This window comes from Paenibacillus sp. PK4536 (genome assembly GCF_028594455.2).
GTDB classification, from domain to species: domain Bacteria; phylum Bacillota; class Bacilli; order Paenibacillales; family Paenibacillaceae; genus Saccharibacillus; species Saccharibacillus nuruki.
Genome location: NZ_CP126313.1, coordinates 677504 through 696704, shown reverse-complemented (window position 1 = coordinate 696704; position 19201 = coordinate 677504). Strand labels below are relative to the sequence as shown.

Below are 19201 nucleotides of genomic sequence, written 5' to 3'. Positions count from 1 at the left end.
TTATTTTATATTTTACATTATATTCGTAAGTTTGTTACAATAATTCAGTAATGATATAAACCAATGAACAGCAGATCATCTACTCAGGGAGGAATAGATATGTTTACACGATACCCGGCAGAAGAACGTTTTAGTTTTGATCGAGGTTGGCTACAAGGAAGTCATAGCTTTTCATTTAGTGAATATCAAGATCCGAATAATGTAAGCTTTGGTCCTCTTCGTGTATTTAACGATGATGTGATTGCACCTTCACGTGGATTCGGTGCGCATCCGCATAGTGATATGGAGATTGTATCGATTATTTTGGAAGGACAATTGCGCCATGAAGATAATATAGGGAATGTAGCTGTAAGTTCTTTTGGCGGTGTTCAGCGGATGTCTGCGGGTACTGGTGTTGTGCATACAGAGCATAATGCTTCAGATGAGACGCATTGTAATCTATTGCAGTTATGGTTTGAGCCAGAAGCACGTGGTCTTAAGCCTTCGTATATGAGTTCGTCGTATAATCCAGCTTCGTTAAACGGTCAATTGTTACCGATCGTAAGTCGTCAGGGTGGCGAGAATCAAGCGACGATTCATCAAGATATGACTATCTATCTCAGTCGTCTGGAAAAAGGGCAAGAGATTCCATTCGTTCAGCATCCAGATCGCCGTACGTATGTATTTGTGATTCAAGGTAGTCTGACGATGAATCAAGAACATCTATTATCCAAGCGAGATGCCATGCGGATCGAACAAGAAACTCATTTACAGATGACAGCAGAAGAACCTGTCTTTTTCTTGCTGATCGACTTGCCTTAGGAGGAATATAGCTGATGAAAGAAACCGTAATGGTCAAGCATGCAGTGACAGGTCGAGAATTGTTAAATAATAATAAGCACACGTTCACTTATGAATTAAGCGATCTGCCAGCAGGTGGTTTCCGTATGACGCTTATGAATGTGCCTGAAGAGATTGTAGAAGATATTCTTACTTTGCAAAATGAGCTAAATCTATTCCGCTTTGAACTACCTGAAGATGCTCCACAGATCAAGCACTGGTACTATGTCAAAGAACAAGGTGTGCAGTATCAAGCAGATCAACACCAATTAATTATCGAAGCCGCATCAGAAATTGTTTATCTACCTTCAGAGTATTTAGAATAATATAAAATATAACCTGATTTTGGAATGATTCTTATAACCTCATTGTGCTATGCTCTGTATAGTTACTTTGAGGTTTTTTTGGTATGTATATTCAGTCTCAATGGGTTTATCCTAATCATTTGTACCCCGGGGAGGAAACAGCATGAACATCACTAAAGGACAAAAAGTTGATATTACTAAAGGACGCCAATTATCTAGTATCGCAATCGGACTTAATTGGACAACTGCTCAAGCTAATTTGGATATTAATGCTTCTGCTTTTCTGCTTAATACAGCAGGAGTCTGTACGCAAGATGAAGATATGATCTTCTATAATCAACAAAGTAGCCGTCAACATGCGGTCACTCATTCCGATCAAAGTCCGCCAGATCGTGAAATGATTCAAATTACTCCGAGTCTAGTTCCTTCGGATATCTCCAAAATTGCTATCACATTAACCATTCATGAAGAAGGCGATCATCATCATTCCTTTCAACATGTTCAACAAGTGAACTGTCGTATTTACGATCCAGTGACCAACGAAGAACTTATCACGTTTGCTTTTGGCGAAGGATTAAGTAGTGAAACAGCGATTGTGGTAGGCGAAGTATATGTACATAACGGCGAATGGAAATTTAATGCGATCAGTAGTGGGTTTAACGGTGGATTATCAGCATTGGTACAGAACTTTGGGCTATCCGTAGACGATGATGTATCTACACCTGATCCTATTCCAGAAGTGACTCCACCAGTTACGGTTGCGCCTGTATCACTCATGAAGATCGAACTGAAAAAGAAAGAAAGCATTAATATCCAAAAGTCGCCGACGATTACAGCTACATTAGAATGGGAAACCAAAAAAGATCTGGATCTATATTGCTTTTATGTCACCCAAGCCAATCAGGTAGGCAAAGTATATTATCGTAATCTAGGCTCGACTCATGAAACGCCGTATATCACCCTTGATGGAGATGCGTTAACACATGGCAAAGAAACAATTCAGATTCATCGACCGGATGCTTTGAAATATGTGTTATTTGCAGCCTATAGCGCTGTAAGCAATGGCACAGGTAGCTTCAAATCAATGAAAGTTCGTGCAGTTGTAGATAATAATCAAGGGCAAGTCATCACCTCTCCACTCCATGAAAAGAATAATTATGCGTATTGGGTAGCGATTGCTCATATTGATTTTACCGCTAATGATGCAACCAGTATTAGTCATGTAGAACAATATTCCGGTCGAGGGGTAGAAGCAAGCCCGTGGCTATATGAAGATGGCACATTCAAAATGGATGCAGGTCCAGAAGAATTTAAAGATAATGAAGATTATAAATAATAATGTTCAGATCATTGATCTATAAAAAATACTATCTTTAGACAGAATCGGAGCTGACCTATGAATATTCTTATCACTGGAGCGGCTGGCAAAATTGGCAGTGAGCTTGCCGCTTATCTACAAGATAAATTCCAACTACGTCTGGCTGATCTGCATACTGATCGATTACAGACGTATGAGCATACCAAGCACGAGATCATCACTCTCAACGTTGCTGATCCAGAAGCTTGCCAGCAAGCCTGCAAAGGAATCGATACCGTCATTCACTTAGCAGGTGATCCTTTGCCAGATTCAGGATTCTATGAATCTTTATTAGATAACAATATCAAAGGTACATTTAATATCTTTCGTGCTGCCAAAGATCAAGGGGTACAGCGGGTCATTCTAGCAAGTAGCGCACAGACGATCGAAGGCTATCCGATTGATGCGCAGATTTATCCTGACACACCCACAAGACCACGTAATCTGTATGGCGTGAGCAAATGTTTTGGCGAATCATTAGCATCATATTTTGCGTATACCGAGGGATTGCAGAGTATTGCAATTCGTATCGGAGCTTATGATGATTTTAAGGCAGAAGGGCCGACACTTGAAGCGCGTGATATGAGTGCATATCTCAGCCCGGCAGATATGTGTGATCTATTTTATAAATCGATTATAGCTACGGATCTTGAACCGTTTACGATTCTGCATGGGATTTCAGATAATCGATTTAAGCGTCTCAATTTAGAAGATACCAAAAAGAAAGTAGGCTATACGCCTAAATCGGATGCTTTTGCTCTTAGTCACATTTCTCTATACGACAGTCCAAGATAAATATCTACTTTTTCTACCCATCATCGCTAATAGACTTCTATCTTCTCATATCTTATATGAATAAAATTTGAAATAAAGCTTATCTATTTGTCGAATTGTTGCAAGAAAAGGGTAATGGAACATAGAGAGCGAAATTTTCGGTCAACACTCTATGTAAAGGAGATTACTTGTCTTATGAAATTACAACCGGATCGCAAAACTTACATTAAACAAGCTATTTTAATTGGGGATTATCATCAAGATGCACCTTATCATCCACTGGAACCGATTGAAAAAGAGATTCGTAAGCTGATGCCTGAAGGCTGGGAATTACATGTAACCGATGACTATGATATGTTTACAGCGGAACGTCTAGAAGCTTATGACCTGTGCATTTCGTATACCGATTCTTTTGACAAAAAGATGAGTGACAAGCATACTGCCGGCATTATTTCATATATTGTCAATGGAGGCGGATTGCTGATTATTCATGCAGGGGTATCCATGCAAGAACAGCGTCACGAAATAAAGTTACTTATGGGAGCTGTTTATCGTGGACATACCGATTACCAGCCACTGGATATGAGCGTATCGTCACTAAGTCACCCGATCATGCAGGGAATTTCTTCTTTTTCGATGGAAGAAGAACCTTATGAATTTTCATTGTTATCTGCGGCAGAGCGTACGATATTAATGGAATATAATTTAGAAGGTACCACATGGCCAGCCGCATGGTGTTCTAATTACGGATTAGGACGGGTTGTGTATCTTATGCCAGGACATCATGCAGCTTCGTTCGACTATCCCGAGTATCGCAAAATCGTAGTGCAAAGTATGTTTTGGGTCGCAGGTCTGGACAATGAAAAATAGTAGAAATGATGTACAGATACGTAGAGGATATAGATCGCTTTGGGAATCATCTTGCATGTACAGAAATTAGGCATATCTGCTTTTAGACGTTATACTTATAATAGATCGACAAGACATGGGCATGTTGCCATGAGTCGGTAATGAACAAGTAACCGGACTATGGCAATGTGCAGGGCTTCTGTTAGGTAAAAGGATACTTAGCATAGATAGATGGAAGTATACAACAGGAGGAATGAAAATGAGCGATTTATTCAAACGAGCAGTATCTTTAGGGCTGGGACTTACCATTGTCAGCAAAGAAAAAGTAGAAAAAACAGTAGAAGATTTGGTGAAACGTGGAGAATTGGCTCCTTCTGAATCTCGTGCATTAGTGAACAAGTTAATGGATCGTGGAGAAGAAGAACAGAACCAAGTGAAAACATGGATTCGTGGACAAGTTCAGAAAGTGCTGACTGAACTGGAAGTACCGTCCAAAGAAACAACAGAACAATTGAATGAGCGGATTACGGTTCTAGAGAAGCGTGTTGCCGAACTGGAATCACCGCAACAACCGGAATAAGATGGCTCTTCATATCCGGCATGCCGGAAGGTACAGAGAAATAGCCATGGCGCTCATGCGTCATGGCTTTGGTTATATGGTCGAGGAATTAGGGCTACACCAGATGCTAGCGATTCCGCTTCGACTGGCACGTCGTGAAGTACACGGTATTCGTACGCTAGGAGAACGTATCCGTCTGGTGCTTGAAGAATTAGGTCCCACCTTTGTAAAGCTAGGGCAATTAGCCAGTACACGTTCTGATCTATTGCCTGAAAATATTGTTAAAGAATTAACCAAGTTACAAGAACAAGTCCCTCCATTTCCTGCAACAGAAGCACGTAAGATTATCGAGCTAGAATTGGGATTGCCGATCGAAGAAGTTTTTGAGTCGTTTGAAGATGTGCCTGTAGCTGCTGCTTCTATTGGACAGGTGCATTTAGGCACTTTACATTCAGGAGAAAAAGTAGCGATCAAAGTACAGCGTCCCGGCGTATCACGAGTCGTTAATCGAGATTTGGAGATTTTGCGTGATCTGACAGGATTGATCAAAAAGCATATGGAATGGGCTTCACAATATCAACTGGAAGAAATCGTTGAAGAATTTGCCAAGTCGATGCGTGAAGAATTGGATTACAGTGTCGAAGGACGTAATATGGAGCGTATCGCCAGTCAGTTTGAACGGGATCGCAATATCCATATTCCGGTCACGTACTGGAATTATACGTCTGCTCGTGTATTGACGATGGAATATATCGATGGGATTGCTTTGGGTAAGCGAGAAGAGATTTTAGAGCAAGGATTAGACTTGGGAAATGTGGCGCAACATCTGGTCGATTCGATGTTGCAACAGATTTTTATCGATGGTTTTTTCCATGCCGATCCGCATCCTGGGAATCTGCTCGCTTTGCGTGATGGACGGATTGCTTTTCTTGATTTTGGACTCATGGGACGACTTAGCAGTGAAATGAAAGGTCATCTGACCGCATTAATTATTGCTTTGCTACGTAAAAATACAGATAGTATGATTCGTGCGGTGATGCGACTCGGTTTTGTACCGGAAGATGTCAATATGTCTGCGCTACGTAGCGATTTTGAACGCATGCGAGAGCAGTATTATGATGTTCCTTTTTCCCGTATTAATCTAGGTAGTGCATTAAATGAAATGTTTGATGTGGTGCGTCGTTACCGAATCGGAATTCCACCAGATTTGACGTTGTTGGGTAAATCACTGATTACACTGGAAGGTGTAATTGAGCGGTTAGATCCATCGCTCAGTATTTTGAGTATGGCGGAGCCTTTTGGACGCAAACTTTTGCGAGAAAAATATGCACCTAACAAAGTTCGCCAACGTATCACTGACGGAGCATTACATGCAGTAGAAATGTTAACCGATCTCCCAAGACAAGCTTCTGAATTATCTCGCATGATCCGTACAGGTAAGATGAGGATAGAAGTGAGTGTGCCTGAAGTCAAAGATATGATGCAAAAAATGGATCAGATCAGTAATCGACTGGCATTCAGTATTGTTTTGCTGGCTTTTAGTATTATTATGGTCGGTCTTATCGTCGGTTCATCGTTACGAGACCAGACACCGATTTTATGGGGTTTCCCAGTCGTTGAGATTGGTTTTGTGATTGCTACACTGATGGTTATATGGCTATTCTATGCTATTTTCAAATCAGGTCGATTTTAGCAAAAAGAACGACTCTTTTTATTAAAGAGTCGTTCTTTTTGCGTTTTATTCTTTTTTTATTTTTAGCTTATTAATAGAAGATAAAGAGAAATACTAACGATAACGATGAATAGCGGTGATTTTTGCGCTTACATAGACGAAAAAAGATGTAGGTTTTATAGAGAAAATTTTGTATAATAAAAATCTATCTGTACCTACGGCTCCTGTTTTCCCGCGAGAGGAAAGCAATCTATGTATTACATTTAATATCATAATGACTACTGTCTTCGATATTCGTTCGGAAAGTTTGTTAACGTCCGGGCAGATTCGTTATGTGCCAAATAAGGAAAGAGGATGATCATGAATCTACAACAACAATGGTTTGGTAATATCCGTGGAGATCTTCTTGCCGGTATTACTGTAGCCTTGGCTCTTATTCCCGAAGCGATCGGATTCTCGATTATAGCTGGTGTTGATCCGATGGTCGGATTGTACGCTTCAATCTGTATTGCCATAGTAATCTCTATTGCAGGTGGACGCAGTGGGATGATCTCAGCGGCTACAGGTGCAATGGCGGTACTGGTCGTCGATCTGGTACATGACCATGGGGTTGAATATTTATTCGCAGCCACGATATTAGCAGGTATTTTTCAAGTCTTACTCGGTTGGTTCAAGATCGGGCGCTTTATTACGTTTATCCCGCAATCGGTGATGACGGGGTTTGTGAACGCATTGGCTATCGTTATTTTTATGGCGCAATTGCCACAGTTTGTCGGATCGAACTGGATCATGTATGCGATGGTAGTAGGAACGCTTGCGATCGTATATATTTTGCCACGATTTACCAAAGCTGTGCCAGCACCACTCGTAGCGATTATTGTGATGTCGTTATTGACGTATTTTCTACATCTGGATGTGCGAACGGTAGGGGATATGGGGCAATTGTCTAACCAACCGCCGGTGTTCCATTTACCTATGATCGATATATCGCTAGATATGCTGTTAACCATTTTACCGTATTCGATTTCACTTGCTTTTGTCGGTCTGCTTGAGTCGTTATTGACGGCAACCATATTAGATGAAATGACAGATAGCAAAAGTGATAAAAATCGTGAAGCTCGTGGACAAGGGATTGCCAACATCGTAAATGGATTTTTCGGTGGGATGGCAGGATGTGCAATGATCGGGCAATCGGTAATTAATATTAAATCTGGCGGACGTGGACGTTTGTCTACATTAACTGCCGGTGTGTTTTTATTATTCTTATTATTAGTCCTTGGTAATATTGTACGTGAAGTACCAATGGGTGCTCTTGTAGGTGTGATGGTGATGGTATCCATCGGTACATTTAGCTGGCGTTCTCTGGTAACGATCCATAAGATTCCTTTATCTGAAGCGATTATTATGGTGACAGTGGTAGCAATTGTGGTAGCTACGGACAACCTTTCAATCGGTGTAGGCGTAGGTGTTGTCATGAGTGCCTTACTATTTGGATGGAAAATGTCTCGTATCCATATCACTTCAACGATGCAATCAGGCAATATCACTTCTAATCCTGATCTATTGAATAAAGTGGATCATGCTCATCGTTCTTCTATAGAACCTATCGAAACGGTACAAGAACAACGTGAACAGGTGAAAGTCTATGAAGTGAGTGGCCCGATGTTTTTTGGGACAATGAGTTATTTTGTAGATCAATTTGCACCGTTAGATGATCCAGAGCAGATTGTGATCGACTTTGCTCGTTCGCATATTTGGGATCATTCGGCTGTAATCGGGATTACCAAAGTCAAAGAAAAGTATAAAGCTATGAATAAAGAAGTGCATATTCGGGGCTTAAATGAAGAAAGTCGTCTCTTACTTGAAAAATTAGGAACGACTGCATTGTCTTCAGGACATTGACGTAACTAGAAATAAGCGGTATATTGACGCTAGAGCAGTTTATCCAAAATGGCATACTACGGACTTTTAAATGACGTTATAGATGTAAGCATCGGTATCTACCGGTGCTTCTTTTTACGAGAGCATTTTTTGAAATGCTGCTGAATATAGATCACAAGAATGGGTGAATAGAGTTGAAAAATTTTAATGAGTTCGGCATCTCGCCGAATGTCGTAGAGCTAATGGCTTCCAATGGAATCACACAGCCTACCGAAGTACAGCAGATGTCGATTCCGGGATTGCTTAAAGGCGGAGACGCTATCGTCCAAGCCAAAACAGGTACAGGTAAAACGTTAGCATTTTTGCTACCGATTTTTGAAAAGTTGAACTTGAATGCAGTCGGTGCACCTCAAGCGCTTATCATAGCACCAACCCGTGAGTTGGCTCTACAGATTGCTACAGAAGCGAACAAATTAGCTGCGGCTTATGAAGGTGTACGTATTCTTGCTGCTTATGGTGGACAAGATGTAGAACGTCAGTTGCGTAAGCTTGAAGGTGGATGTCACCTTGTTGTCGGTACGCCAGGTCGTCTGCTTGACCATATGGGTAGAGGCACACTGGATCTAACGAAGATTCGTACATTGGTACTCGATGAAGCGGATCAAATGCTACACATGGGATTTTTACCTGATGTTGAAAAAATGATCAATGCCACTTCTCCAGCACGTCAAACGATGTTATTTTCGGCAACGATTCCTGATGGTATTCGTCGTCTGTCTGCGCAATATATGCGTACACCGAAAGATATTCGTGTCGGTCCTGCTGAAAGTGTTCCGTTGAAATTGATTCGTCAATTAGTAGTAGAATGTACACCTCGTGGTAAACTTTCTGCATTGCGTGAATATTTGGAACAAGAAAAACCGTATCTGGCTGTAATTTTCTGTCGTACCAAAAAACGAGCAGCAGAACTGAATCAACAGCTTAAAGAACTCGGTTATTCTTCGGATGAACTTCATGGCGATTTGTCTCAAAATAAACGTGAGCAAGTAATGCGTGCTTTCCGTGAAGCGAAATTGCAATTATTGGTTGCTACCGATGTAGCCGCTCGTGGTATCGATGTTGAAGGGATTACCCATGTATTCAACTATGATATTCCTCAAGATGCTGAATATTATATTCACCGTATCGGACGTACAGGTCGTGCAGGCGAAACCGGTAAAGCAATCACATTTGTAACTCCTCATGATCGTGACGAATTGCAAGCGATCGAACAAGGAACTTCACAGAAATTAGAGCGTCAGATTGCTCGTACTTCGATCGAATCCGATGATTCTGGTGAATTGTTGTCGAACGTAGAAGCCAAAGCAGGCAGACGTGCTACTCATAAATCTCGTGATCAAGATCGTAAAAAAGATGGCAAACGTGGAGATGCACGTCGTGGTGCTTACCGTGAAGAATCTTCTGGCGGACGCTCGGGTGGTCGCGGAAAACCTTCTTCGACTTCAGAGCGTGATCGTTTTGCAAGTAGAGGCGGTACAGGTAAGCGTGGAGAACGTAAAGAATCTACACCTTCTGTACGTACAACTGCTCGTCCGGAAGCTAAAGAAGCAAGTGCTCGTAGCGAACGTCCAGAACGCAGTTATGGTCGTAAGGATCAAGCTCGCTCAGGTAGCGGTTCTGCTCCAAGACCAACACGTCGCACAGACGATGCTCCTTCTTTCCGTAGAGATGCTTCCAAAGGTCGTACGATTTCGTCAGGTGATTCAGATCGTACACGTGAATACGGTGGAGCTGGAAGTAACAGCAACGCTGGTGGTCGCCGTAGCGAAGGCACAGGTAGTGCTCGTGGAGAACGTACCTATGGCGGTAAAAACAACAGCAGTTCCGGTGGACGCAACAACCGTTCGTCTTCGGGTAAACCATCTAGTGGTGGTCGTCCTTCTTCTTCCGGTCGTCCGTCAGATAACGCACGTCGTGGTGGAAAACGTTAATAACTATATTTTATCCCCTTTGAATCTAAAGGGGATTTTTTATGAGAAGGCTTAGGACATATGTCCTTTATCTATTATGTAGAGATCGTTTTTAATAGAAAGAACAAGAAATGTCTAAAAGATAAGGAGAACAAGTTGCGATGAAAGGGATTTTGTTTGCTTTATTAGGTGGGGCTTGTATCACGTTACAAGGGGTAGCGAATACAAGGATTAGTCAAGATATCGGCACATGGCAAGCAGCCACTATTACTCAATTAACCGGATTTATTATAGCGGCATTAATCTGGGTATTTGTACGAGATGGTAAGCTTGGAGATTTTAAAAAGGTGAAGCCATTATATCTAGCAGGTGGCGGATTTGCAGCGATTATTATTTTTACCGAAGTAACAGCCATTCAACAGATCGGGGTCACGCTTACGATCTCAGCATTATTGATTGCTCAATTATGTTTAACTTTTATTATTGATATCAATGGTTGGTTTGGCGTAGTGAAGCAGAAGATGAAAATGCCACAATTTATAGGGCTTGCGATGATGATTGCAGGTGTGATTATTTTGAAATTCTAATCCAAAAGGTGAATCCATGACGATACATGATATTCAGGATCAAGCGCAGGTTGAGTATTATTGGAAATTGCATGATTTGGGTGCCCATTTTCCTCAAATCTTATTCCCATACCTAACCGTTTTCCATTTGGAACAAGGCGATATTTTGTGTACGCAAGGTGATGATATTGAACATCTGGATATATTGGTTCACGGAAAGATCAAAATTTATACCACGTCTCAAGAAGGTAAAACATTGATTCTTTGCTTCAAAACACCGCTTGAATTTATAGGTGACGTGGAATATATCAATGGCAATGATAAAGTGATTAATACTGTTGAAGCTGTATCATCGGTACATTTTCTACGTATTCATCGCAAATGGTTAGTTCAGTATGGCAGTGATCATGTCCCTTTACTGCAATTTTTGCTACAGATGATGACTCGTAAATTTTATAGCAGTTCTAATTATTCACGTTTCAATCTGATGTATCCGGTAGAGATTCGCTTAGCCAGTTATATGTTATCTGTAGCGTGTGATGAAGATCCGGCAGATTGTTATGAAGAATTGCGTATATCCAGTCTAGTTGATGTAGCCAACCTGATCGGCACCAGTTATCGGCATTTGAACCGTGTCATTCAGAAATTAGGTAGTGATGGTCTGGTGAAGCGAACATCAGAGTATTTGGTCATTCAGAATCGGGCAGGCTTAGAAGCATTAGCAGGACATAATATTTATGAATAATAGAGAGACGTTAGGAGAGGACATATGATTTTATTCGGTATACTTTTGGCGGCTATAGCAGGCGCTTTGGTCAGTATGCAGACGGTGTTTAACAACAAAGTCAATGAGCAGACCGGTTCTTGGACAACGACCATGTTGGTATTGTTTATGGGATTTGTTGCATCGCTGCTAGCCAGTCTTATTTTTGAAGGGAAAAATACATTTACACTTCAGCATGTACAGTTGTGGTACTGGTTCAGTGGAATGATCGGAGTAGGTGTTGTCTTCTGTCTGGTACAAGGAATGAGACGATTAGGTCCAACATATGCAATCTCAATCGTACTGACAGCACAACTCGGTACAGCCTTATTGTGGGATTCACTAGGCTGGTTAGGCTTAGAAAAGATTCCGTTTACGCCAGCTAAATTGATTGGTGTGCTTGTCATTATTGGTGGTATACTGGTATTCAAATTCGGTGGACGTAAAGAAATTTAAAATAATAATAACTTTAAAAATATGTAATCTAATTAAATACTTAATATATAATTTATTTGTTAATTTTATTTATATATTTATTAAAATAAGAAAAGACAAATCGATTGATTGAAGTCGATTTGTCTTTTCTTGTTTTTAAAATTTTTATTCAATTAATTCTCCTAAATTATCTAAATTACGTGAAATATTGATAATAATAGTAAAGTCCGATTCTTCGTCCGATTTAAAAATTTCTATCAATTGATGTATTTCAGCATAATCGTTCTCATATTGTCTTTGACTACGAACAATTTCTCTAAGGGTATCTGCCATAGAAGTGTTTTCCCAATTAGCAACTGTTAGGTCTATATAAGTTTGGAATTTTTGTATATTCATCTTAAAACCCTAAAGGAAATTGAGTACTCTTCGCAGAGTTATTTTGATTGATAATTACTCGATGGTCTCTAGTTGATGTATCTTTAGTACTTATATTGTCATTGAAACGTTTTGCGTAAGTGGTGGTTGTAACTCCACTTAAATCAGTTTGAGACCATTTGTTATCATAGTCATGCATTGTACTTTCTCTTAATTTCTTAACGTCTACATCTTTTCCATATTGAGTTTTACTCGATGTTGACTTCACAGTTGGGTCATACTTATGACGATCATATGCATGCTGATTAATAAAACTAGCTCTATTTGTTCCACCGTTTAGTTTATAAGGGACTGTATTTGTTTTGACTGGTTTTGTTGGTTTCGTTGGTTTACTAGGTTTTCTTTTTTGCTCTTCAATTCCTTGATTAGGTATATTTAGCCCTATAGAAGGACTTGAAACAATATTTATTATATTTTTATTAATATCTGTAGTGATAGTTAAATTAGTATTAGTTTCTAAACCATATTCATCTCTAGAGGTATATGTAACCTGTGTTACTGTATTTCCTATCAATGTACTTTGTATTTCTTTTAGACCATACAATTCTATTTTTTGTTGGATATTCTCTGTTACTTGTGTTGTAGTAGGTAATGTATTTTCTGTACTTGAAGCTTGCACTATAGTGGGAGTTGCAATAGAAATTGCTGTCAGTGCACTTAAAATAGTAAGATTCCATTTCTTTGTCATTTTTAATACCTCCAAATGCATTTTTGAAATTAACTTTTAATAACTTAACATTCAAATAATATTAATGCAAATAAACGTAAAAAAATACATATATAAGTCTAATTTGATTTTTTAAGTATAGATTATATGATTTTAATTAAAATCATATAATCTAATCAAAAGCTTTTATTCTATCTCTCCACTACACGACACGATTGAATTGACTTTGATACAGATCATGATAGAATCCGCCTGCTTGAAGTAACTCATCATGGGTGCCACGCTCAACGACTTCGCCGCTCTGGATCACTAGAATCTGATCGGCTTCACGTATGGTGCTCAGTCGATGAGCGATAACAAAGCTGGTACGTCCGTGCATTAACTGCTTCATCGCGGTCTGAATATGCATTTCTGTACGTGTATCGACACTACTTGTAGCTTCATCCAGAATAAGAACAGACGGATTAGCAAGAATCGCACGAGCTATTGTTAGCAATTGACGTTGTCCTTGACTTAGATTGCTTCCATCGGCAGAAAGTGGTGAATCATAACCTTCAGGTAATTTGTGAATAAATGAATGAGCATTGGCTAGCTTCGCTGCTTCTTCGATCTCCTGATCGGTGGCTTCCAATCGCCCGTACCGAATATTGTCACGTACTGTACCGGAAAATAAATAAGCATCCTGTAAAACAATTCCGATCCGACTACGTAAGTTTTCTTTATCCAGTAAACGAATATCTTCACCATCGATCGTAATCGTCCCGCTATCAATTTCATAGAAACGGGTGAGCAGATTGATAATCGTTGTTTTACCTGCTCCTGTAGGTCCCACCAAAGCGATTGTCTGCCCGGGCTTGGCTGTTAAGGAGACATCACGCAAAATCGGCGAACCTGCTTTGTAGCTAAATTGAACATGATCAAAAATCACTTCTCCATGAACATTAGCAGGTAGTTGATGTACAGCTGTTTTCTCATCTTCTGTACTTTCAGGTCGCTCATCTAACACTTCAAAAACACGCTCTGCTCCAGCAATAGCGGATTGCAGTAGGTTGAATTGATTAGCCAGTTCATTGATCGGACGACTGAATTGCTTGGAATAACTAAGAAAACTAACAATCACACCCACACTGGTCATGCCTTGCAAAAATAACCATCCACCAGACAAAGCGATCAACGCATAACTGATATTGTTGACCAAGTTCATCACTGGGCCCATATTACCAGACCAGCTCTGTGCACGAATACTGGCATGAAGCAGTCGATGATTAATCTCTTTAAATTCAGTCAGACTGCGAGCTTCTTGGACATAGGCTTTGACGACTTTTTGACCGGATATTGTTTCTTCAATATATCCATTGAGTCCGCCTAATTCTGTTTGCTGAGCTCCAAAATAACGTCGTGTCCGCTTAGTAATTATACGGGTCAGCCAGAACATAATCGGTACTGTGATTAAAGTGACCAGTGTTAACCAAATATTAAGCCATACCATAATAATCAGCGTACCGACAAGTGTAAGAGCACTGGTCATAATCTGTACAACACTTTGATTCAGCGTCGTCGTTACATTTTCAATATCGTTGGTTGAACGACTCATCAGATCCCCACTGCTATGTGTATCGAAAAAGCGTAGCGGCAAATCATGCAGATGTTTGAATAAATCGCGTCTGATCTGAAATACAGTCTGCTGAGAAACAGCTGTCATTACATAAGCTTGTATCCAGCTTGTTAGACTGGCGACGACATAGAGAATTAACAACCATATACAGAGTATAGCCAATCCTGCATAATTACCCGGTAAAATGTATCGGTCAAAAGCTATCGTTCCCAGCAGATAAGGAGTGATCAGATTGAATGCTGTTCCAAGTAAAGTGAGTATAAAAACAAGGATTAGACCTTTGCGCTGTTGACGTAAATAATCCCAAAGACGGCGTACAGTACTTTTAGCATTTTTAGCTTTGACAGGAGTGCTATTCGATCGTCCGGCTCGACCCGGCATCATTGGATTACCCATGAGATTCGACCTCCTGTCCTAATTGCGAACGATAGATTTCCTGATAAGCCTGACTATTTTTGATCAAATAAGCATGATCTCCACGGTCAATAATTTGGCCATCTTCCATAATTAAGATCAGATCAGCATCTAAGACGGAAGTGATACGCTGAGCGATAATAAATCGCGTACTTGCTGATAACCGTTCTTCAAGTGCTTTTTGAATCAATGCTTCTGTTCGCAGATCAACTGCACTGGTGCTATCATCCATAATCAGTAGAGGCGGCTGAATCAACAGTGCGCGTGCAATCGATAGACGTTGTTTTTGACCACCTGATAGATTGACCCCTCGTTGCCCCAATAAAGTGTCATATCCTTCAGGTAGTTTTTCTATAAATTCATGAGCTTGCGCTGCTCTAGCGGCAGACTCTACTTCTTCTTGCGAAGCATTCGGTCGACCGTAACGGATATTATCACGGATACTACCGCTAAATAGTAATGCTTGTTGCAACACGATTCCAATGGAGCTCCGTAGTTGATCCAGGTCCCATTGGTTTACATTAACATCATCTACCAATACCGCTCCATTCGTCACATCATACATACGTGGAATCAAATGAACCAGACTGGACTTGCCTGCACCCGTAGCTCCTAGAATCGCAATCGTCTGTCCTGCTGTTGCCACAAAGCTAATCTGATCTAATACCGCAGGCGAATCACCATCATAAGCAAAAGAAACATCACGGAATTCTAATCGTCCTACTTGCTGAGGATCAGGAGTGACGGTCTGGGAAGGAGCCATAATATCAGGTTCTGTATGTAACACTTCATTAATTCGTTCTGCTGAAGCGGTTGCACGAGAAACAGACATCAGTGTCATACTTACCATCATAAGAGACATCAACACTTGTGTAGCATAGTTGATAAAAGCGATCAGATCCCCTACAGGCAAAGCACCTGTTTTGGTGAGTCCGCCACCGAACCACAGCACAGCGACAATACAGATATCCATAATTAACATCATAATGGGGCCAATCAGAGCAACCATCCGATTCGCTTTAATCGCTATATTCGTATAATCTTGATTGACTGCATCGTACCGTTTATTTTCATGGATAGCTCGTACAAAAGCTTTGATCACTCGAATACCGGCTAGATTTTCTTGTGTAACGGTATTAACACGATCTAATTCGGCTTGAACACGTCCAAAAATAGGAAACGCTTTACGCATAATAAAGATTAAGGTGACTAACAAAATAGGCATAGCAATCAACAAAATAATCGCTAATTTAAAACTAATTGTAAATGCCATAATCAAACTGCCGATAGATAATAGAGGAGAACGTACCAACATACGCAAAGCCATCAATACTAGATTTTGCAATTGAACCACATCATTCGTTAATCTAGTGATCAATGAACCTGAGGAAAAACGATCCAGATTGTGAAAAGAAAAGCGCTGAATATGCTGAAACAAATCAGCACGAATATCTGAACCAAAATGTTGTGAAGCAATACTGGCATAAATCGTACAGCCAATCCCGCCCAGCATACCAATCAGAGCCAGACCGATCATCAGCAAGCCTGTACGCTGAATATGCCCTAGATCGCCTGTCATAATCCCTTGATCGACAATACTTGCTACTAACTTGGGTTGCATTAAGTCCATCAATACTTCAACCAACATTAACAAAGGAGCAAGTAATGCGGCAGTACGATAAGGCTTCAAATATTTTAACAAAGGAATCATCTATACACCTTCTATCCTGAAATATGTAACCGTCAAACACACATATGTTTATGTTAACGTATATTCAGATTATCCGTAAAGCAGCAATAAGAGCGGCAGTATGATTCGGAGCAAGATTAGTATAATATGATGAAGAAAATAAAATTTGAAATGATGAGATGAGCATACGTACTCATTTTATATAGAACATAAAGATGGATTTCAAGGAGGAATATGGATGAGCCAAGAACAAATGGAACGATTAACCACACTATTGCCCGATTGGTTAGAGACCAGCCGTTTGCATACCAGTCAGGGGAAAGTAGCTTCTTATATTCCAGAGCTTGCCAAGTCTTCGCAAGATGCACTGGGTATTTTTATTGCCGATTCGCAAGGGAAAGTAATCTCAGCAGGCGATTGCGGGATTCCTTTTACCATGCAAAGTATATCCAAAGTATTCACTTTAATACTCGCCTTGATGGATCATGGAGAAGAAGCGGTATTCTTTAATGTAGGTAAAGAGCCGACAGGCGATGATTTCGATTCGATGATCAAGTTAGAATTAGTAGAGCCGGGAATCCCGTTCAATCCGCTTATTAATGCAGGAGCGATCACAGTATCGTCACTGATATCTGGTGAGAATCCACAGGAGAAGTCAGAACGGGTACTGCAATTTTTCCGTAAGCTCGCAGCGAATGACAAAATCGATTACAATCTGGCAGTCTACGAATCAGAAACAGAATCCGGTCACTTGAATCGTTCACTGGCTTATTTCCTCAAGCAAAATGGTATTATTAAAGATCCGGTTGATGACGTACTTGAAGTGTATTTCCGTCATTGTTCGATTGAAGTCAATTGTGCTGATCTTGCCCGTATGGCATTAGTACTTGCTTTTGACGGTGTAGATCCTTGTTCTGGAGAAGAATTGATTCCACGTCGTTACGTACAGATTGCCAAAACATTTATGATTACTTGCGGCATGTACAATGCTTCTGGTGAATTTGCTATTGATGTTGGTCTGCCTGCTAAAAGTGGAGTGTCGGGTGGAATCCTGACGATGGTTCCCGGACAGTATGGCATCGGATTAGTAGGGCCTTCGCTAAATAAAAGAGGGAATAGCATTGCAGGTGTGCATCTATTAGAACGGTTATCCAAAGAGTTCGATTGGAGCTTATTTTAAGTTGCTACTAAAATAATCGTTTAACTTAAAACGTCTACATTCCCTAAAAACAGAGGAATTTAGACGTTTTTTTGTGATAAGTGTTGACAAATGATAATGATTATCAGTATCTTTAAACATATGCAATAATTGTATTTATCATAACTACTATAAATGAAACAATAGATTTCGATGTAGAAAGAGGCTTGCTTATGACTCGCAGCAATGTTGTGAAAGGCAGACAGACCTCACCTAAAGAGCAGATATGGTCGCGTCCTTACACAGCAATTTCGATCATCATTGGTGGGCTTGTCCTGTTGATATTAGGTTGTGCATTTTCAATCGCTAAAGGCAGTAAAGATATTCCGCTTGAAGAAGTGTGGCAAGCCTTAGTAGCGTTCAATCCTTTGAATAGTGATCATCAGATTATATGGGAACTTCGCTTACCACGCACGATTGCAGGTGCTCTGGTCGGAGCGGCTTTTGCTGTATCTGGCGCATTGATGCAAGGGATGACACGTAATCCGATCGCAGACCCGGGATTGCTCGGGGTTAATGCAGGAGCCGGATTTGTACTGGCATTATGTTTTGCTTTTTTTCCAGGGTTATCATTTAATCAGTTAATTTTATTTTCTTTTGTTGGAGCAGCTGTTGGTGTAGGTCTGGTCTATGGCATTGGTTCGCTTGCCAAAGGCGGGCTAAGTCCGGTACGACTTGCTTTAGCAGGTTCAGCTGTCGCTGCACTATTAGTCGCTTTGTCAGAAGGAATTGCATTGTATTTTCGAATCTCACAAGATCTAGCTTTCTGGTATGCAGGCGGTGTAGCAGGCGTAACATGGGCGCAAATTGATATATTGTGGCCGTGGATCGTGCTTGCACTGATCGGTTCTTTACTTCTTTCTCGTTCGATAACGATTCTCAGTCTGGGTGATGATGTCGCTTCTGGATTAGGTCAACGTACTGCATTAGTACGCTTAGGCGCTGTACTAGCTGTGATGGTGTTGGCTGGAGCTTCGGTATCCACGGTAGGAGCTGTAGGTTTTCTCGGTCTTATGATTCCTCATGCGGCGCGTGCGATGGTAGGCGTCGATTATAAATGGGTGATTCCGACTTCTGCGATTCTAGGTGCATTGTTAATGGTTGTTGCCGATACTGTAGGACGACTGAGTAATCCCCCTCATGAAACACCAGTTAGTGCGCTGATCGCTTTGATTGGTGTTCCTTATTTCTTCTATATTATTCGGAAGAAAGTGAGGGATAATCTGTGAATC

At 40.6% G+C, this 19201-nt stretch carries 18 protein-coding genes; 14 read left to right on the top strand and 4 right to left on the bottom strand.

Features of this window, described 5'->3' with window-relative positions:
• The first annotated feature begins 99 nt into the window (after positions 1–99).
• From PO903_RS03300 to PO903_RS03245, 12 genes are all read left to right on the top strand, one after another.
• The gene (locus PO903_RS03300) at positions 100–801 is read left to right on the top strand and encodes a pirin family protein (RefSeq protein WP_273592583.1); all 702 of its coding nucleotides are present in this window, start codon (positions 100–102) and stop codon (positions 799–801) included.
• 14 nt (positions 802–815) lie between these two features.
• Positions 816–1145, top strand: coding sequence for a hypothetical protein (locus tag PO903_RS03295; protein WP_273592582.1), 330 nt, complete (start codon positions 816–818; stop codon positions 1143–1145).
• 142 nt (positions 1146–1287) lie between these two features.
• A complete protein-coding gene (locus tag PO903_RS03290) occupies positions 1288–2460 on the top strand; it encodes a TerD family protein (RefSeq protein ID WP_273592581.1) in 1173 nt (390 codons plus the stop codon).
• 60 nt (positions 2461–2520) lie between these two features.
• Positions 2521–3276, top strand: a complete 756-nt coding sequence (locus tag PO903_RS03285) for an NAD-dependent epimerase/dehydratase family protein (RefSeq protein WP_273592580.1) — start codon at positions 2521–2523, stop codon at positions 3274–3276.
• 174 nt (positions 3277–3450) lie between these two features.
• On the top strand, positions 3451–4125 hold the full coding sequence (locus tag PO903_RS03280) for a ThuA domain-containing protein (protein ID WP_273592579.1): 675 nt from the start codon (positions 3451–3453) through the stop codon (positions 4123–4125).
• Positions 4126–4363: 238 nt separating this feature from the next.
• A complete protein-coding gene (locus PO903_RS03275) occupies positions 4364–4684 on the top strand; it encodes a phasin family protein (protein ID WP_069327744.1) in 321 nt (106 codons plus the stop codon).
• A 1-nt stretch (position 4685) separates the two neighbouring features.
• Entirely contained in the window at positions 4686–6356 is a 1671-nt protein-coding gene (locus PO903_RS03270) for an ABC1 kinase family protein (protein WP_069327745.1), read from the top strand.
• Between the two features lie 339 nt (positions 6357–6695).
• Positions 6696–8237, top strand: coding sequence for a SulP family inorganic anion transporter (locus tag PO903_RS03265; RefSeq protein ID WP_137223028.1), 1542 nt, complete (start codon positions 6696–6698; stop codon positions 8235–8237).
• Between the two features lie 173 nt (positions 8238–8410).
• Positions 8411–10207, top strand: a complete 1797-nt coding sequence (locus PO903_RS03260; RefSeq protein WP_273592578.1) for a DEAD/DEAH box helicase — start codon at positions 8411–8413, stop codon at positions 10205–10207.
• A gap of 140 nt (positions 10208–10347) precedes the next feature.
• Complete coding sequence (locus tag PO903_RS03255; protein ID WP_069327748.1) at positions 10348–10773, top strand: DMT family transporter; 426 nt, start codon at positions 10348–10350, stop codon at positions 10771–10773.
• 22 nt (positions 10774–10795) lie between these two features.
• Positions 10796–11497 (top strand): Crp/Fnr family transcriptional regulator, encoded by a 702-nt coding sequence (locus PO903_RS03250; RefSeq protein ID WP_069327785.1) that lies wholly within the window; start codon positions 10796–10798, stop codon positions 11495–11497.
• Positions 11498–11524: 27 nt separating this feature from the next.
• Complete coding sequence (locus tag PO903_RS03245; RefSeq protein ID WP_273594616.1) at positions 11525–11971, top strand: DMT family transporter; 447 nt, start codon at positions 11525–11527, stop codon at positions 11969–11971.
• A 144-nt stretch (positions 11972–12115) separates the two neighbouring features.
• Here the strand turns inward: PO903_RS03245 and PO903_RS03240 are convergent, their stop codons facing one another.
• The 4 genes from PO903_RS03240 to PO903_RS03225 all read right to left on the bottom strand — a co-directional run bounded on the left by PO903_RS03240 (position 12116) and on the right by PO903_RS03225 (position 16792).
• Positions 12116–12346 (bottom strand): hypothetical protein, encoded by a 231-nt coding sequence (locus PO903_RS03240; protein ID WP_273592577.1) that lies wholly within the window; start codon positions 12344–12346, stop codon positions 12116–12118.
• Between the two features lies 1 nt (position 12347).
• Positions 12348–13073: a hypothetical protein gene (locus PO903_RS03235; protein WP_273592576.1), complete on the bottom strand. Its 726-nt coding sequence runs from the start codon at positions 13071–13073 to the stop codon at positions 12348–12350.
• A gap of 181 nt (positions 13074–13254) precedes the next feature.
• Positions 13255–15063: an ABC transporter ATP-binding protein gene (locus PO903_RS03230; RefSeq protein WP_273592575.1), complete on the bottom strand. Its 1809-nt coding sequence runs from the start codon at positions 15061–15063 to the stop codon at positions 13255–13257.
• Positions 15056–16792 (bottom strand): ABC transporter ATP-binding protein, encoded by a 1737-nt coding sequence (locus tag PO903_RS03225; protein ID WP_273592574.1) that lies wholly within the window; start codon positions 16790–16792, stop codon positions 15056–15058. The genes PO903_RS03230 and PO903_RS03225 overlap by 8 nt, the downstream gene beginning before the upstream one ends.
• A gap of 217 nt (positions 16793–17009) precedes the next feature.
• Here PO903_RS03225 and glsA point away from each other — a divergent pair, with 217 nt between their 5' ends.
• Positions 17010–17951 carry a glutaminase A gene (gene glsA / locus PO903_RS03220; RefSeq protein ID WP_069327750.1) on the top strand — a complete coding sequence of 314 codons (942 nt, stop codon included), beginning with the start codon at positions 17010–17012 and terminating at the stop codon, positions 17949–17951.
• Between the two features lie 191 nt (positions 17952–18142).
• Entirely contained in the window at positions 18143–19198 is a 1056-nt protein-coding gene (locus PO903_RS03215) for a FecCD family ABC transporter permease (RefSeq protein WP_273592573.1), read from the top strand.
• Positions 19199–19201: the final 3 nt, after the last annotated feature.

Excerpts from the sequence above, each read along its gene's own strand:
- PO903_RS03270 (WP_069327745.1), top strand. The coding sequence starts at position 4,686 with ATGGCTCTTCATATCCGGCATGCCGGAAGGTACAGAGAAATAGCCATG.
- PO903_RS03285 (WP_273592580.1), top strand. The coding sequence starts at position 2,521 with ATGAATATTCTTATCACTGGAGCGGCTGGCAAAATTGGCAGTGAGCTT.
- PO903_RS03300 (WP_273592583.1), top strand. The coding sequence starts at position 100 with ATGTTTACACGATACCCGGCAGAAGAACGTTTTAGTTTTGATCGAGGT.
- PO903_RS03225 (WP_273592574.1), bottom strand. The coding sequence starts at position 16,792 with ATGATTCCTTTGTTAAAATATTTGAAGCCTTATCGTACTGCCGCATTA.
- PO903_RS03290 (WP_273592581.1), top strand. The coding sequence starts at position 1,288 with ATGAACATCACTAAAGGACAAAAAGTTGATATTACTAAAGGACGCCAA.
- PO903_RS03255 (WP_069327748.1), top strand. The coding sequence starts at position 10,348 with ATGAAAGGGATTTTGTTTGCTTTATTAGGTGGGGCTTGTATCACGTTA.
- PO903_RS03265 (WP_137223028.1), top strand. The coding sequence starts at position 6,696 with ATGAATCTACAACAACAATGGTTTGGTAATATCCGTGGAGATCTTCTT.
- PO903_RS03295 (WP_273592582.1), top strand. The coding sequence starts at position 816 with ATGAAAGAAACCGTAATGGTCAAGCATGCAGTGACAGGTCGAGAATTG.
- PO903_RS03275 (WP_069327744.1), top strand. The coding sequence starts at position 4,364 with ATGAGCGATTTATTCAAACGAGCAGTATCTTTAGGGCTGGGACTTACC.
- PO903_RS03235 (WP_273592576.1), bottom strand. The coding sequence starts at position 13,073 with ATGACAAAGAAATGGAATCTTACTATTTTAAGTGCACTGACAGCAATT.
- PO903_RS03280 (WP_273592579.1), top strand. The coding sequence starts at position 3,451 with ATGAAATTACAACCGGATCGCAAAACTTACATTAAACAAGCTATTTTA.
- PO903_RS03215 (WP_273592573.1), top strand. The coding sequence starts at position 18,143 with ATGACTCGCAGCAATGTTGTGAAAGGCAGACAGACCTCACCTAAAGAG.
- PO903_RS03240 (WP_273592577.1), bottom strand. The coding sequence starts at position 12,346 with ATGAATATACAAAAATTCCAAACTTATATAGACCTAACAGTTGCTAAT.
- PO903_RS03230 (WP_273592575.1), bottom strand. The coding sequence starts at position 15,063 with ATGGGTAATCCAATGATGCCGGGTCGAGCCGGACGATCGAATAGCACT.
- glsA (WP_069327750.1), top strand. The coding sequence starts at position 17,010 with ATGAGCCAAGAACAAATGGAACGATTAACCACACTATTGCCCGATTGG.